Below are 13,911 nucleotides of genomic sequence, written 5' to 3'. Positions count from 1 at the left end.
TCTTACCGTCCAGTTCGTATGGTGCGATTCATTTCCGCGGTGAGGGCGTCAATGGCCCGGTATCCACGCTTGCGGTCGGCGTCGCTTTCGGCAGACATGCCGTAGACGAACTGCCGCATGATGGCCTTCTGATACTCAGGGTTCAGGCGGCCGATGGACTTTTCGGCATCCACCCGGGCCGACAGGATGTTGTCCGTGATGACGCATCGCGTCAGGTCGTCTCGCTTGCCGATCTGCTGGGACACCTCGGCATCCGTGTAGATGAACGACCGCATAACGCCTCGGACTTCATCGGGCACGTAGTGGTACTGGTCATCCATCAGGTCCAGGTACGCCCGTTCCTTGGCCGCATATCGGCGGCCTGCGGTGTAGAAGATCCGCCGAAGTAGCTCCTCGTTGCCCTGGTGCTCAGCAATGATGTGCTGCTCTTCCAGAGCGTGAAGAAGAATCTCCTGCTTCACGTCGTCGACCTCGACAATGCACCACTTGAGAGCGATCTCTCGGGCGACCTTCTCAGCCAGGAGCGTCAGGGGCTCCCAGTCGATCTCCGTCACGCGGCCTCCTTGACGAACTGACCTCGCGGGCCTCGTGTGATCTGCCCATACCGCTGGCCCTCGACCACGAACGAGCCGTCGTCCTCGACGGGGATCGCGTGGGGGGTGGCGTTGTACTTGCCTGCGTAGAAGAGCCCGAATCCACGCTGCCAATTGGCCGGGCCGTTCTTGAGGTAGTTCGCTTTCTTGACGTCCATCAAGTGCCCGGTCTCAAACCCATAGAGGGTCTTCAACTTGCCGTTGTGCCCCGTGGTGTGGGGCGAAACGGCAAGGCGGTGGGTGTGACCCATGACGACCGAGACGCCCGCCTTCACGGCCTTCAGCCGGGCAGTTGCGCCGGGTACCTGATTGAGTCCCGGACTCTCATGCCCGTGGATAGCGACCCACCCAGGGGCAAACCTGTAGTAGGGGTCGACCAACTTCACGTCGTAGGACTTGAAGTCGAGCAGGTTCTCAAACCTGTAGTAGGTGTCTTCCGCGGCGAGGGCCGGCGCCCTGCTGGCGAGATACTTTCTCGGCCGCTCGTCGTGATTGCCTTCGAGGATGTTCACCGGGCCGCCGTACACCTCGCGAAGCGGGGTAAGGAAGTTGGCCTTGGTGTACTCGCTGTCCTTGATGACATTGCCCTCGAACTCCGCGCGGGTCCCTGCGGACCAGCGGGACGGGGCCGGGTAGTCAACGAGGTCACCGATCTGGATGACCTCATCCGGCTGGTACTCCCCGATGAACTGGAGAACGTTCTTCAGAGCCCTCTTGTCCTCGTAGGGGAGCTGGGTGTCGGAGACAACAACTATTCGGCGCATACAACTCCCCTAGTAGTAGGTGGGCTTGGGGAGATCGAGCGCCGCCCAGTCCATGATGTCGCCGTCAACGACCTTGTTGAGGTCCAGCTCCGAGGGAGGGATTCCCTCGCCGTTGTCCAGCTCGAAGCCGTCGTCGTAGGCGGCCTGGATTGCGTCCGAGATGGCCTTTGCGTGCTCTTCGAGGGTCACTGCGCGGCCTCCATGCGGTTGAGTTCGAATTCGAGGTAGCGGGCGGCCTTCTTGAGGTCTTCCGCGGCGTCGCCCTTGCGGCCTGCGCGCATGATGTACTTCAGCGCATTGCCGAGGTTGAAATTGAAGTGCTGGGTGATGTCGATGACTTCGAGCCCATTGGGGAGCCAGGTGTAATGGCTCGGGTGGTCGACGGCATCGTGCTTCAGTTCCTCGGAGGGCTCGGGGGACACGAGGGAAATCTCCTCCTCAGCGAATCCGAGAGCTTGTCCACTGCGAAACGTCAGCTCGTAGGCGAACTGATCATCCGGGACAAGAGCGGTCACTATCCCAGTCGTACCGCGGAACTGCTCGGTGTAGAGCGTGCTGGGATTCGAGACAACAACCACCTGACCGACTGAATACTTCACTCCGCCTCCAATTCGCCGTCGTAGTAGAAGGCGCCGTTGCTCGACCACAGCCCGGTCGCTTCGTCGATGAGTACCGACGTCGCTTCCTGGGTCTGCGCGTAGTCGACGCGCTCAATGACCCCGACCAGTCCGGCCGTGCCATCGCTGACTGTGGCCTTTACCCGGACTCGTGTACCGGGCTCCCACTTCGACCTCACAGGCCGATCCTCTCTCGCAGGGCCTTCGGCCCGTGTTCGTGCATGAATGAATTGGAGTCGTGACCGTCTTCGAGGATGATCACCTTGGCATTCGGAAGTAGAGCGGCCAGGGCCTCGGCCGCCTTGATGCCGGGCTCATCGCCATCGGCGATGATGTAGACCGTCTCGAATCCGAGTAGCGGCGGAAGGAAGTGCTCCTTCCAAGCCCCTGTGCCCTGGTATGCGATGGCGGGGACTCCGACGGATTCCCATGCCATTGCGTCGAACTCGCCTTCAGTGATGACGACGAACGACTCTGAAGTGATCAGGGCCCGAGTGTTGAAGAGCCGGGAAACATCCCCTGGAAGTCCCCAATACTTCCCGAACCACTTCTTGTGACTGGAGTGGTCCTCCTTGCGGGTCGGAGCGAGGAAGTTTCCGTTCTCGTCCTTCACGCACTCATCGGCAATGCAGCGGAATCGGATGGTCGCAGCTCCGTTGGCCCCGCCTGCCGGCCTCAGATACGGGATGGCCAGCATCCCGCGCCTTTGCTCATGTCCAGTCAGAGCCGAACCGACGTACCCCAGTCCGAACTGATCGGCCACTTCTCCCAGGCCGCGGGCCTTGAGGTACTCCTCGGCCGGGCTGCCCTTGAGCTGCTGGTGGTAGGCCTTCGCTGCCTCCACCGAACCGGGCATGTGCCCATGCCTGGGCTTCTCGGAACCCAAGTTTTTCCTCTCGCATGATGACGTCCAGGCTGTCTTCTGACAGTCGACAGACGAAGCAGCTCCAACGCTGTTTCTCTGTGCTGGCTGAGGCGCTCGGGTTCTCTTCGGCGTGGAGCGGGCAGAGGATTTTCGTCCACCCTGCCCGCTCCTTCACCTCTATCGAGTAGTAGTGCCGAAGCACCTCAGAGATGGGCGGCTTACTTACCGCTCTGGGGGGCCGGCTCACCGATCCGCCTCACCTGAACCGGGAAGTCGTACTTGCGATAGGTGCTGACCATGAGTTCCCGCTCGCCTCGCCACTTGCGGTAATTGAAGTTGATGCTCTTCTCACTCATCGTTACCTTCTCGCATGTCCATGTGATAGCGGCGGCCGAGGAATCGGACCGCGGGAGGGTCTTCCAGGTAGTCGGCTGCATTCCGCAGCACTTCGGGGCTGTCCTTGGCGCCGGGCAGAATTCGCCGGTTGCACAGTCGACAGGTGAGGCCTCTCACGAGGCCGGTTTTGTGGTCGTGGTCGACATCGAGCCGGTATCGCCTCGACTGCTTGCAGATGGCGCACACGCCGCCCTGATAGTCCATGAGGGCCTGAAACTCCCCGAGGCCTAGGCCGTACGTGTTCGTCACGCGAGCTTCATGCGAAGAGGCTCTTCGGGTCGTCTTCCGGCAAGAAGAGCAGACCTTCCCCCGAGGGGCGAAGAACCGTTCCGCACGGTTTTTCTCGCATTTCGAACACTGCCGGTACCCGGCGCGGGGGTTAGCCACGGGACCTCAGTACTGCTTCGAGTCTCTTCAGGCCCTTGGTCGAGGCTGCCTCATCGACAAGGGACCTGAGATCGGAAAGCGGGATGACTTCCCATACGACGCCTCTGCCTGTCGGCATCGACACCGCGACTGCCTGACTTTCACCGCTCCGAGAGCGGTACTTCAGGTCCGCGGAAAGCCGTCCGAGCCGGATTCGGCGTGCACTCTCTACCGAGAGTATGAGAGCAGATTCCCCGCCGCCAGCCTGGCGGATCTGGTTCTCAGTGATTTGCGGATTCTCGTCGAGTAGAACTCCAACGATTTCCCGCTCAAGTGTGTATCCGCAAGTCCGGTTCATTTCCCCGCCCCTTTCCTATTCTCAATATAGGCCGCCATGCCCCCGAACTCAACTTCTGAAAGCTAGTTGATCTGTGATGTGCGATACCTACAGGGGATCTTCCACGTCCGTGAGCTGCATGTTAGATGCGTTGAACACGAGGCTGCTGAACGTGTTACCGCTGGGGTCGGCGAAGCCTTCCCGGTTTTTACAGGGCGAGACGTGCAGGATCGCGCCGTCCATCTCGTCCACCTCCTTGTGGATGGTCAGGATCAGGTTCGGCACACGGCCGATCTTGCCCTTCACTCCACTGAGAGGGATGGGTGCCAAGCCATCACTGAACTCCCCAACTACGTGGTGGAGAGCGAGGACATGAGACCCCGTCACGCGAGCCATGTCTGACATGTATTCACACATGGCCTCCAGCCCGAACGTGAAGCCTTCGGCGGAGTCCGCGGGGGTGTCACCGACCACATTTGTGATGTTGTCGCAGACCGTCAAATGCGGGAACATCCCGAAGACTTCGAAGTAGCTTCGCAGCTTGAGTTCGATGTCCTTGAGGGTCGGACGCGCGTCGTAGTCGAAGCGAATCCACCACCGCTTGTTCAAGCGGCCCATGTACTGATCGAAGTTGTCGCCCAGCAGCTTGGCCTTGACGTCCCGGATGTTGTCCCCGGTGAGGATGGCCGTCGACCGCGTGAGCTGAGTCGCCGCGTTGGAGTCGGCCGAGAAGTACAAGACCGGGATGTTGCCGTGGAGCGCGAGGTTCAGAGCAAAGAGACTCTTGCCGGTGCCGGGGCCGGCAGCGACGAGCGAGAACTCCCCCCGCCTGAACTCGACTTCCTGTCTGGCCAAGCCCTTGTACGGAGAAGGGAGAGGTTCCCCGGCCTCTCCCTTTTGTGTTGCTGATTGTGCCAGGCTGTAGATGTCTAGGCTCCCATGTCGCTGAGAAGGGACACGACGAGATCCCTCTCCTCGTCAGTCTCGAAGTAGTAGTTGTCGCGCGCCCCTTGGAGAGCGCGGCGTATCACGTCCAGCTCTCTGAAGCTGTACTCGACCGCGACATTCGCCTTGGTGATCATTGCCATGCCGGTTCCTTCGTCCCTATTGCCAAGCTAGATCGACGTTGCCCCGAACTCAACTTATGGAGCAAAAAAACAAGCGTGCGACACGTCACAGAACCGGCAATCGAAGCCGGGGTTCGCCGGGAAGTCGCCGCGCTTCACGCCCGCGTCCATGTCCGCGAACCGCTGACCGATCTCGTCCTCCGAAACCTCCCCGACCTTCACCGGCCTGGACAGCTTGCCCGTCTTGGCGAGGTACCAGTCCGCGGAGTCGACGTTGACGCCCCACGCTTTACGCATCGCTACGGAGTAGGTCTGAAGCTGGAACTTCGACCTCATCGTGCCGGTCTTGAGGTCGCGGACGCGTACCGTCTCCTCCCCCTCATCGAGGGCCTGGTCGATGAAGCCACGCACCTGGATGCCGCCCAGCTCGACCATGAACGAGAGTTCTAGGCCGGGCTCGCCGTCATCCGGGTTCGTCCAGATGTCAGGTTCGTTGACCTGGCTCCACGCGACGTAGGCCCGCGTGTGATCCATGCCGAGGTAGTAGCGGCGCTCGATGTCCTCGCCGCCCGTGTAGCGGCCGGCAGCCAGCCACTTGTCAGTGTCCGGCTCTTTCTCCAGGGCCGTGTTCACCAGGTCCGTGTACTCCTGGTGAAAGATCTCCGCGACGGCCTCAGGGTCAAGGGAGCGGGAAGACCGCTCCCACTCTTCCGCGGCCGTGTGGAAAGCCGTTCCGTGGTGGGACCAGGCGGCCGGCCTCGGGGTGACTCGCTCCACCCTCTGTAGGTACCAGCGCCAGGAGCACTTCTCGTACTGATCAACTTGCGAGACTGAGCGCGGTTGTGTCAGAGCGTCCAAGTACGCCTCTCTCCTGTGTCGATGAATCGCCTGATGGTGAACTGGGAAGATCCCTGGATCATGGCGTGGGGGTAGTCGAAGGTCTCCCGCCCTACCTCCAGGTCCGCCAGGTCCCCGCCCAGCTCCGTTTCGAGTTCCGCCAGCCGGGCACTGGTCTCCGCCTCCCGGTGGCGATCTGTAATGACTACGTCCACCCAGTTGGCCACTGCACCCTCGGTGTAGAAGATGAGGACGCCAAAGGTCCAGTAGTCCGCTACCTGGTTCAGAGTCTCCGCGTCCCATGTCGGGTTACGACTGGGATTCGCATCTGGGACACTGCGCTGCCTCGTTGCAGGGGCCTCTGTAGAGGCTGTGCGGCGCTGTCCGCTCATTGCGTCCCTCTGTTTTCGTGCAGCTCATGAAGGGTTACTTCTGTCTTCACAGTACCTACTTACTTGAGCGATACAAGAGGCAGCTTTGCAGCCGCTATGAGGAAAGCAACGCGACCCGCAAGTAACATCACGACGCGGTCGCAGAAAACGCGAGAGACCCTCCATGGAATGCCACGGAAGGTCTCTATATGTCCGATATGGGGTTATGTGGTCGTGACTCCCGAGACTCCAAGACTTGCCCATCGGGGACACTGGATCACTGATCGATAACAAATGGGGCTCTGGGGTTCTACACGCGTCAACCCTGTTATCACTCCGCCGGGAGAGTGATCGCCTTCAAAGTGGGGCCCATCCGAATGACAACCTTGTCTTCACACCTCAGGGAGGGTGATCGCCTTGCGGTAGGGGCCCACTGGCACCTCTCGCCCCGCCGGCCAACGGATGACCAGATTCTTGTCACTGGCCTCCCGGGGCACCCAACTCCAGGGCGTCTCCGCCTCAGGGTCGAGGGAGATGACTACGTCGTGCGCGCGCTCGTACTTCACGAGGTTCTCGGCCAAGCGGGTCTGTGCAGCACTGAGGCCAGGGTCCCCCAGGCGCCACCGCATGAATGCATACAGCTGGCGCCCGCGCTGCAAGTCCGTATACGCCTTCCGCCTCGACTCCCGAGTGGAAGGCCACCCTGCCTCAAGAATTGCAGTAGCCGCATTCGCCCACGGCCTACGCTCCAAGCCCATTGCCGCCAAACGCTTATTAACAGCCTGATAAGTCACTCCGTATTCCGCAGCAATTTCCACATCACTGCGACCTTCACGGAAAAGCTTTCTCAGTTTGTCGTTATCGGGCAACTTGCTCATCTTGGGCTCTGTCCTCTCAAGGGTTCAGCGAAGGCTACAGGCTCCATGCCCCGATCTCAACTGGTGTCTATCCCACCCAGGCCCTCCCCTCAAACATGTGACCTGAGTCTCATTAATGGTGATCATGTCCCAGACCTGCGGGTTTGACACCGACATTATTAGTAGAGAGCGAGTGAAACGAGCGAACGAACCAGCAAAGAAGCGACATGTTGAATCATGAACTTCTTGATCATAGAAGCCAGCAAACACTCCTTACTGAATCCTCACCAACCAGCTCAACCCGCTAACTGTCCAGGTGGACAGGCTTCCGCAACAGTGTGGCCAAAGCCAGGTGCGTGTAGCCGACACCTACGGGGCCGTAAGTTAGAACGCATATCTATTCACTGCCATTCATACTTCCTCGTTGACCCCCGTTGAGTACCAGCTCCGGGAGCCAGTCCGAGGATCGCCCCGGCCGCCAGACAAGGATCCGGCCGGGGCCACAAACCCTGGAGAGCACATGCCGAGAGCCAAGAGCATCTGCCTCCAAACCGGATGTACCACCCCAACCCTGCGAGACGGGCGATGCCCAAACCATCAGATTCGGAAGAGTTGGGATCGAACAAGTGCTCGAAATACTTCGAGACCTTCCGACTGGTCCAGGCGCAGAGCACGGACCTTGGCTCGTGACCGGTTCACCTGCCGACAGTGCGGAGCGAAGGAGCACCTAGAGGTGGACCACATCGTCCCGGTAGCCCGCGGAGGCTCCTGGGAGATGTCGAACCTGTGGGTCCTGTGCCGCCCCTGCCACAAGCGGAAGACCTACTCCGAGCGGGACTGAGGAGTGAAGAGGATGTTGAGTAGCCGTCGGTAGCGCGCCTCGTCCGGCGGCCCCACCTCGAAGTGCATCTCAGCCGTCCCGTCCTTCCAGCATCGGTACTCCCCTACCGCCGTCCCCTGCGGGTGCTCGCACTCAGCCGGTTCTTTTGTCATGTCCAAAGGATCTCAGTCCTCTGGCCCCCTCATCAGGCATTTCACTCATCCCCTACGGAGGTCGCATGTGGGACTACAGAGCGTCTGTCCTCAGAGTCAAGGACGGAGACACTCTCCGTGTCCGCATCGACAGGGGTTTCGCCGAGACCAGGGAGATCGATCTTCGCCTAGGCCCTGACGTCTACGCGCCGGAGAAGCGCCAGCCCGGAGGGCTTGAGACACGAGACTTCGTGGACATCTGGGTGGACGCCTACAGCGAGGGCGAGTGGCCCTTCGTCGTCACACTCCAGCGCACTAAGAGAGGGGACAGAGAGGCTGTCTCCCTCGGCCGGTACATCGGCACCCTGACCACCCCCGACGGGGAGTGCCTCGGCCAGGCCGTCAATGCGTTCATCGCCGAGCACGGCTACGGGCACGGCACTGGCGCCCGCTGACCTAGCTCCACCTAACTCACCCGGTCCCTTGTGGTCCGGGTTTTTTTGTTCCCTCTGGAGGTTCCCATGTCCGCCTGTCGTGGTGCGTGCTTCGACTGCCCCTATGACTTCTGCGCCCCCGAGACGCGGGCTCCCCGGCAGAGCGACGCTCAGCGGCGGACGGGATGGCGTCAGGACGCCCTCTCCGAGATGGACGACCTCGCTGATCTCTACGGGGTCGACCCCCAGGCAGTGAGGCTGCGATGACCCGAGGACCGAAGCCGAAGGAAAACGCAGTTCGGCGCAACAAGCACGAACATGCGCAGACACTCTCCGCGGCTGGCTCGACGGAGGGCCGAGCCCTTCCGCCCGGTCTCGGGATCTCGACGGCCGGCGCCAAGCGGTTCTGGCGGACCTGGGCGACCTCGCCGCAGGCCGCTGCATGGATCGAGACGGACTGGGCGGAGCTGGAGATCACGGTGAAACTCGTCGACGCCTTCTTCCAGGGGGACACCAAGCACGCCGGTGAGATCCGGCAGAGGACCGCCAAGTGGGGCGGGACCGTCGAGGACCGCGCTCGCCTCCGGATGGCCATCGAGGACCAGGCCCAGGCCGACGCCGCAGAGGCGCCCGCAGACGAGCCCCCCGCCACAGCAGACCTCGACGAGGAGCTGTTCCGACTCCTGAACGACTGACATGAATGAATTGAGGTGACTGCCCTTGCAGACCGGCAACCTGCCTGAGGGCGTCCCCTCTCCTAAGGAGACCTTGGGATACGAGGTCATCCGCTGGTGCAGCAAGTACATCGTCCAGCCGGACGGCGACAACGCCGGTGAGCCCTGGAAGTTCACCAAGGAGCAGTTGAGGTTCGTCCTCTGGTACTACTCGATCACCCCCGATGGGGGGTGGCGTTACTCAGCTGGCACCCTTCGGCGTGCGAAGGGCTGGGGCAAGTTAGACGCCTCTCCTCGCCACTCTGGCGATCGTGGAGTTCATCGGCCCGTGCCGGTTCAGCCACTTCAACGCGTTCGGCCTCCCTGTCGCCAAGCCGGTCGCCCTGCCAACCGTGCAGGTCGGCGCGACGGCTTTTGAGCAGACGGAACAGACCATGGAGTTCATCCGTGGCTGTCTCTCGGAGTCTCCTGCTGAGAAGGAGTTCGGCCTCGACATCGGCAAGGCCGTCATCCAGTTCAAGTCCGGCAAGCCGGGGACGATCAAGCCCAAGGCCACTGCCGGCCGCACCAACGAGGGCAACCGGCCGACCTTCGTCCTGATGGACGAGGTACACCACTGGGTCGGCAGCAACGGCGGCCCGGAGTTTTTCCAGACGCTCAAGCGCAACGTGGAGAAGTTGGCCAAGGCCGGCTCTCGCTGGGTGACTACGACCAACGCATATAACCCCCTCGAAGACAGTGTTGCCCAGCAGATCCACGAGTCAGAGATGGTCCGCATGGGCCACTGGCTCTATGACTGCCTCGAAGGCAGCATCGATCCTGACGAGCTGCGGGACGAGGCGAAGGTCCGCCAGGCCCTCAAGGAGGCCTACGGCGAGGCTAGTTGGGCTGACATTGAAGGCCTGACTCGCACAATCCTCTTTGACCGTACGACTCCTGACTCGACGTATCTCAGGTTCTTCTTCAACGCAATCGCCGAGTCGTCAGACGGCTGGATGACCAAGTCGGAATGGGACTCCTGCTTCGAGGACCAGGACCCCATCATGCCGGGCGATCAGATCGCAATCGGATTCGATGGAAGCGTCCGCGGAGACGCCACAGGGCTCTGCGGCGTAAGACTCCGGGACGGCAAGCTCTTCGTCCTGCATCTCCAGGAGAACCCTCGGGACCCCAACCGTCCCGACTGGGAGGTTGACGTCCTCGCCGTCGAGGCTGCTGTTAAGCGTGCCTTTGAGACGTACAGAGTCGAGTGGTTCTACGGCGATCCGCCGTACTGGCAAGAAGCCCTCGGACGATGGTCCATCGAATGGGGTGACGACTACGTTTTCGAGTTCTGGACCAATAAGCCAACTCGCATGGTCCAGGCCGTTGAACGATTCCGTACTGCTGCGATGGTCCAAGACCTCAAGCACGACGGAAACGAAGACCTCACCCGGCACATTCTGAACGCCGTGGTCCGGGAAGTCCCCCAGGGATTCCTGATAACCAAAGACTCACCCCGATCCAAAAAGAAGATCGACCTCGCAGTCTGTGCGGTATTGGCGTTCGAAGCCAGGGCCGACGCGATTGCGGATGGACGACTGAAGATACGCAGGAGCCGTGTAGTGGGCTTCTAGAGAGGCCCGCCTATGATCGTCCCCCCTGGAAGCCATACGGCATTCATAGGTAAGCCATCGAAGCCTGAAGAGTGGCTTCAGTACCTGTACGGCAAGCTCCCCGGCCCTAACCACCCTTCTCGGGTCTACTCGGATTATTACGAGGGGGAGCAACAGAAACTCGCTTTCTCCCAGGCCCGGTACAAGAGCGCCTTCCACGACGTGTTCGCACAGTGGCGGGACAATTTTTGCGGGATGATCGTGGACGCCACGAACGAGCGCCTTGCCGTCGAGTCATTCCGGATTCCTGGTGAGAGCATCGACGAGGACGCCCGGAAGATCTGGCAGCAGTCCAGCATGGACGCCTACTCAAATGCAGTGCACCTTGAGGCACTGATCAGTGGCCGTTCCTACATTGTGGTTTGGGCTGACGACAAGGGAGACCCGACCATCACGCCGGTCTCGGCCGAGCGTATGGCGGTCTGCTTCAAGGCCGGCTCCCTGTACGAGCTGGAGGCCGCGGCTCGTTTCGAGCTGGACTCCTGGGGTCGACAGCAGGTCACTCTCTGGACTGAGGAATACGTCTACGAGGTCGCCTACGGCGTGACCGAGTGGGATCAGGGAACTCTCAGCAAGAATCCGCTGAAGAAGGTTCCTGTCGTTGTGTTCGAGAACAGGGCCCGCCTCGTGGGCGATCCGTTCTCCGATCTGGCGAACTGCATCCCCATTCAGGACGCGATCAATAAAACCGTAATGGACGCGCTTACTGCGTCCGAGTTCGCGGCATTCCCTCAGCGTTTCGTCACAGGCCTGGAGATCCAGGAAGACGACAACGGCAACCCGATCGCTCCGTTCAACGTCGGCCTTGACAAGCTCCTCCAGGCCGAGGCTCCGGACGCCAAGTTCGGCTCCTTCGAAGCCGCCAATCTCCAGAACTACGTGGCACTCGTAGACATGCTGGTGCAGCACCTTGCCAGCGTTTCCCGTGTCCCGAGTCATTACTTCCTGGTCAACTCCACCAACGCCCCGTCTGGTGAAGCAATCATTTCCGCCGAGGCCGGTCTAGTGGCCAAGGTGAAGGAACGAATGCTCCACTTCGGGGAGTCTTGGGAGCGAGTGATCAGGCTTTGCTTCGCGGTCAAGCGGGACAAGCGCCAGGACGCCTTCGAAATGGAGACGCGTTGGCGAGACCCCGAGTACCGCACAGAAGCCCAGCATGTTGACGCTTTGCTCAAGTTGAAGCAACTCAATGTGCCTGAGGAAATCCTCTGGGCTGAGGCTGGCTTCTCCGCTTCCCAGATCTCTTCCTTCCGCGAAATGCGTAAGGAGGACGCCAAGGCGTCCGCGGAGATTCAGAAGCTCATGCCGCAGCCTGAACCCCAGAGCCCTGCCATCAAGCCTCCACAGGGCAATTCCGGGAACGTTGCCCGGAAGTTGAATGAGGCTAAGTAACCGACTCGCCGAAATGGCATAGGTCATATCCGAAATGGAATCCCACATGACGACTCAGAACGACAACGACGGCCAGCCCGGTACCGGCGAGGTAGCTCCCCCGGCCCCTCCGACTGGCCCGACGCTGGAAGAGGTCATCGCTGACCGGGACCGGTGGAAGGCTCTCTCTCGCCAGAACGAGCAGGGTTTCAACACCACCCGTACCGAGCTTCAGCAGCTCCGTGACTCGCAGCAGGCCGCACTTGAGGCTGCCAAGGCTGAGGGCCGCACCGCCGCCCTCGGCGAAGTCTCCACCGAGCTGGTGACATCGGAGCTCCGCCTCCAGGCCCTCGGGGCCGGCGCGACGCTTCCCGACCTCCAGTTCCTTGATCTCTCCCGTTTCCAGGGTGACGACGCTCGCCCGAACGGCGACACGATCAAGGCGTTCATTGAGTCTCTGCCCAAGGGGCAGTCCGGATCGGAATTTCCGCATCTCGCGGGTGCCGGTCACAACCGGGAAAGCGGATCGAGCTTTCAGTCCTTCGATCCCAGCGAGCTTGCCGACTTCATCGCCGGTGGCTCCTTCCTGTAAGCCTCACTTCTCGTTCTAGCCCTCCACTCCTGGGGGGCTTTTTTCATGCCTTCAGGAGGCGTCTTGGCCACTCAGCACCACTTTAATCTTGACCCGAAGCAGGTCACGATCGCCGCTCTCGGTCTGCTCGACCGACAGCTGACCCTCGGCGGTATTCCGGCCCGATACTCGGAGCTGAACTTCACCGGCGGCATCGGCGACGTGATCAACGTCAATCGTGAGTCGCGCGGTATTCCGGTCGTGGCGCAGGGCATTTCCTCGCCGATCACCAACCCGATCACCGGCGACAAGAATGTCTTCGCCGCGGCGACGGACCGCCCGCTTCCGTCGGCTGACCGCCGGGCCCCGAACGGCTTCATCAACGAGTCCCGTTTCCCGGTCCAGCTCACGACCCTCGCACAGAATGCAACTTCCATCGGCATGGAGCAGGTTGCATTCGACCTCCGGCAGTTCGGCTCCCAGGTTCTCAGCAAGCTCACGAGGGGCTTCGCCGAGTATTTCGATGACACGGTTGCCGCGTTCATCAAAGCGAACATCAACCGTTCCGGCCTTACCGCCGGCCAGAAGAATGCCGTGGGTGGCGACGTCACTGTCACCATTCCGCCGCAGGACGGTACCGCGGCGACGCTCACCAAGCGTGCCCTGAATCTCCGTACCGCGCTCGTCGACGCGCGAATGAATCTGAACCTCGCCCTGGTTCCCGCTTCCGAGCGATTCCTCATCGCCGGTCCCGAAGTCGAGTCAATTCTTCTGAAGGACCCGGAATTCGTGGCCGTCGATTACAGCGGTGACACGAATGCGCTTCGTCGCGCGACCGTCGGCCGTATCTACGGCTTCGACATCGTCATTCACAACAGCTTCGGCCTGGAAATGTATCTCTTCCACAAGTCGGCGCTTCTCATCGCTTCCGCCTGCCCGTCGCTCCCGATGGGTGCTGTCACCGGCTCCGTCCAGGACGTCAACGGAATTGCGACTCGCCTTCTGGTCGACTACGACTACAACAAGAAGAGCGACACGATCGGCCTGGACACCATGTACGGTCTCGCGACCGTCAAGGAGGATCCGGATTACGCGGTTCGCGGCACGACCATTGGCGAGAAGTTCGTCCGTGGTCTCAAGATCGCCATCACCGAGGCCTGATAG

At 61.1% G+C, this 13,911-nt stretch carries 21 protein-coding genes and 1 pseudogene; 8 read left to right on the top strand and 14 right to left on the bottom strand.

Annotation, left to right across the window (positions count from 1 at the left end; all coding sequences use genetic code 11):
* Nucleotides 1-2 precede the first annotated feature (2 nt).
* The 14 genes and pseudogenes from ACFYW9_RS19425 to ACFYW9_RS19360 all read right to left on the bottom strand — a co-directional run bounded on the left by ACFYW9_RS19425 (nucleotide 3) and on the right by ACFYW9_RS19360 (nucleotide 7,091).
* Nucleotides 3-554, bottom strand: a complete 552-nt coding sequence (locus ACFYW9_RS19425) for a hypothetical protein (protein WP_389151539.1) — start codon at nucleotides 552-554, stop codon at nucleotides 3-5.
* Nucleotides 551-1,357 carry a metallophosphoesterase gene (locus ACFYW9_RS19420; protein ID WP_389151536.1) on the bottom strand — a complete coding sequence of 269 codons (807 nt, stop codon included), beginning with the start codon at nucleotides 1,355-1,357 and terminating at the stop codon, nucleotides 551-553. The genes ACFYW9_RS19425 and ACFYW9_RS19420 overlap by 4 nt, the downstream gene beginning before the upstream one ends.
* A 9-nt stretch (nucleotides 1,358-1,366) precedes the next feature.
* Complete coding sequence (locus tag ACFYW9_RS19415) at nucleotides 1,367-1,546, bottom strand: hypothetical protein (protein ID WP_389151533.1); 180 nt, start codon at nucleotides 1,544-1,546, stop codon at nucleotides 1,367-1,369.
* The gene (locus ACFYW9_RS19410) at nucleotides 1,543-1,956 is read right to left on the bottom strand and encodes a DUF3310 domain-containing protein (protein WP_389151530.1); all 414 of its coding nucleotides are present in this window, start codon (nucleotides 1,954-1,956) and stop codon (nucleotides 1,543-1,545) included. Before ACFYW9_RS19410 ends, ACFYW9_RS19415 begins: the two co-directional genes overlap by 4 nt.
* The gene (locus ACFYW9_RS19405) at nucleotides 1,953-2,153 is read right to left on the bottom strand and encodes a hypothetical protein (RefSeq protein ID WP_389151527.1); all 201 of its coding nucleotides are present in this window, start codon (nucleotides 2,151-2,153) and stop codon (nucleotides 1,953-1,955) included. Before ACFYW9_RS19405 ends, ACFYW9_RS19410 begins: the two co-directional genes overlap by 4 nt.
* The gene (locus ACFYW9_RS19400) at nucleotides 2,150-2,830 is read right to left on the bottom strand and encodes a toprim domain-containing protein (protein ID WP_389151524.1); all 681 of its coding nucleotides are present in this window, start codon (nucleotides 2,828-2,830) and stop codon (nucleotides 2,150-2,152) included. The genes ACFYW9_RS19405 and ACFYW9_RS19400 overlap by 4 nt, the downstream gene beginning before the upstream one ends.
* 19 nt (nucleotides 2,831-2,849) lie before the next feature.
* Nucleotides 2,850-3,041, bottom strand: a pseudogene (locus ACFYW9_RS19395) (CHC2 zinc finger domain-containing protein); the annotation flags it as partial.
* Nucleotides 3,042-3,057: 16 nt separating this feature from the next.
* Complete coding sequence (locus tag ACFYW9_RS19390; RefSeq protein WP_389151521.1) at nucleotides 3,058-3,195, bottom strand: hypothetical protein; 138 nt, start codon at nucleotides 3,193-3,195, stop codon at nucleotides 3,058-3,060.
* Nucleotides 3,188-3,484, bottom strand: coding sequence for an endonuclease VII domain-containing protein (locus tag ACFYW9_RS19385; protein ID WP_389151518.1), 297 nt, complete (start codon nucleotides 3,482-3,484; stop codon nucleotides 3,188-3,190). The genes ACFYW9_RS19390 and ACFYW9_RS19385 overlap by 8 nt, the downstream gene beginning before the upstream one ends.
* 562 nt (nucleotides 3,485-4,046) lie before the next feature.
* On the bottom strand, nucleotides 4,047-4,793 hold the full coding sequence (locus tag ACFYW9_RS19380) for a hypothetical protein (protein WP_389151515.1): 747 nt from the start codon (nucleotides 4,791-4,793) through the stop codon (nucleotides 4,047-4,049).
* A gap of 74 nt (nucleotides 4,794-4,867) precedes the next feature.
* Complete coding sequence (locus tag ACFYW9_RS19375) at nucleotides 4,868-5,026, bottom strand: hypothetical protein (protein WP_389151512.1); 159 nt, start codon at nucleotides 5,024-5,026, stop codon at nucleotides 4,868-4,870.
* Between the two features lie 54 nt (nucleotides 5,027-5,080).
* Nucleotides 5,081-5,863 carry a PD-(D/E)XK nuclease family protein gene (locus tag ACFYW9_RS19370; RefSeq protein ID WP_389151509.1) on the bottom strand — a complete coding sequence of 261 codons (783 nt, stop codon included), beginning with the start codon at nucleotides 5,861-5,863 and terminating at the stop codon, nucleotides 5,081-5,083.
* Nucleotides 5,851-6,234, bottom strand: a complete 384-nt coding sequence (locus tag ACFYW9_RS19365; RefSeq protein ID WP_389151506.1) for a hypothetical protein — start codon at nucleotides 6,232-6,234, stop codon at nucleotides 5,851-5,853. The genes ACFYW9_RS19370 and ACFYW9_RS19365 overlap by 13 nt, the downstream gene beginning before the upstream one ends.
* Nucleotides 6,235-6,605: 371 nt before the next feature.
* Nucleotides 6,606-7,091, bottom strand: coding sequence for a hypothetical protein (locus ACFYW9_RS19360; RefSeq protein ID WP_389151503.1), 486 nt, complete (start codon nucleotides 7,089-7,091; stop codon nucleotides 6,606-6,608).
* Nucleotides 7,092-7,590: 499 nt separating this feature from the next.
* Here ACFYW9_RS19360 and ACFYW9_RS19355 point away from each other — a divergent pair, with 499 nt between their 5' ends.
* From ACFYW9_RS19355 to ACFYW9_RS19320, 8 genes are all read left to right on the top strand, one after another.
* Nucleotides 7,591-7,911 carry an HNH endonuclease gene (locus tag ACFYW9_RS19355; protein WP_389151500.1) on the top strand — a complete coding sequence of 107 codons (321 nt, stop codon included), beginning with the start codon at nucleotides 7,591-7,593 and terminating at the stop codon, nucleotides 7,909-7,911.
* A 217-nt stretch (nucleotides 7,912-8,128) separates the two neighbouring features.
* Nucleotides 8,129-8,497, top strand: a complete 369-nt coding sequence (locus ACFYW9_RS19350) for a hypothetical protein (protein WP_389151497.1) — start codon at nucleotides 8,129-8,131, stop codon at nucleotides 8,495-8,497.
* 66 nt (nucleotides 8,498-8,563) lie between these two features.
* On the top strand, nucleotides 8,564-8,743 hold the full coding sequence (locus tag ACFYW9_RS19345; protein WP_389151494.1) for a hypothetical protein: 180 nt from the start codon (nucleotides 8,564-8,566) through the stop codon (nucleotides 8,741-8,743).
* Nucleotides 8,740-9,171: a hypothetical protein gene (locus ACFYW9_RS19340; RefSeq protein ID WP_389151491.1), complete on the top strand. Its 432-nt coding sequence runs from the start codon at nucleotides 8,740-8,742 to the stop codon at nucleotides 9,169-9,171. The genes ACFYW9_RS19345 and ACFYW9_RS19340 overlap by 4 nt, the downstream gene beginning before the upstream one ends.
* Nucleotides 9,172-9,461: 290 nt before the next feature.
* Nucleotides 9,462-10,766, top strand: coding sequence for a hypothetical protein (locus ACFYW9_RS19335; RefSeq protein WP_389151488.1), 1,305 nt, complete (start codon nucleotides 9,462-9,464; stop codon nucleotides 10,764-10,766).
* A gap of 12 nt (nucleotides 10,767-10,778) precedes the next feature.
* On the top strand, nucleotides 10,779-12,197 hold the full coding sequence (locus ACFYW9_RS19330; protein WP_389151485.1) for a phage portal protein: 1,419 nt from the start codon (nucleotides 10,779-10,781) through the stop codon (nucleotides 12,195-12,197).
* Between the two features lie 46 nt (nucleotides 12,198-12,243).
* Complete coding sequence (locus ACFYW9_RS19325) at nucleotides 12,244-12,768, top strand: hypothetical protein (protein ID WP_389151482.1); 525 nt, start codon at nucleotides 12,244-12,246, stop codon at nucleotides 12,766-12,768.
* 63 nt (nucleotides 12,769-12,831) lie between these two features.
* The gene (locus tag ACFYW9_RS19320; RefSeq protein WP_389151479.1) at nucleotides 12,832-13,908 is read left to right on the top strand and encodes a hypothetical protein; all 1,077 of its coding nucleotides are present in this window, start codon (nucleotides 12,832-12,834) and stop codon (nucleotides 13,906-13,908) included.
* The last annotated feature ends 3 nt before the right edge of the window (nucleotides 13,909-13,911 follow it).

Origin of the sequence: Streptomyces sp. NPDC002698, from assembly GCF_042888945.1 — a bacterium.
Classification (GTDB): Bacteria; Actinomycetota; Actinomycetes; order Streptomycetales; family Streptomycetaceae; genus Streptomyces.
This window is presented reverse-complemented; position numbering and strand designations above follow the sequence as displayed.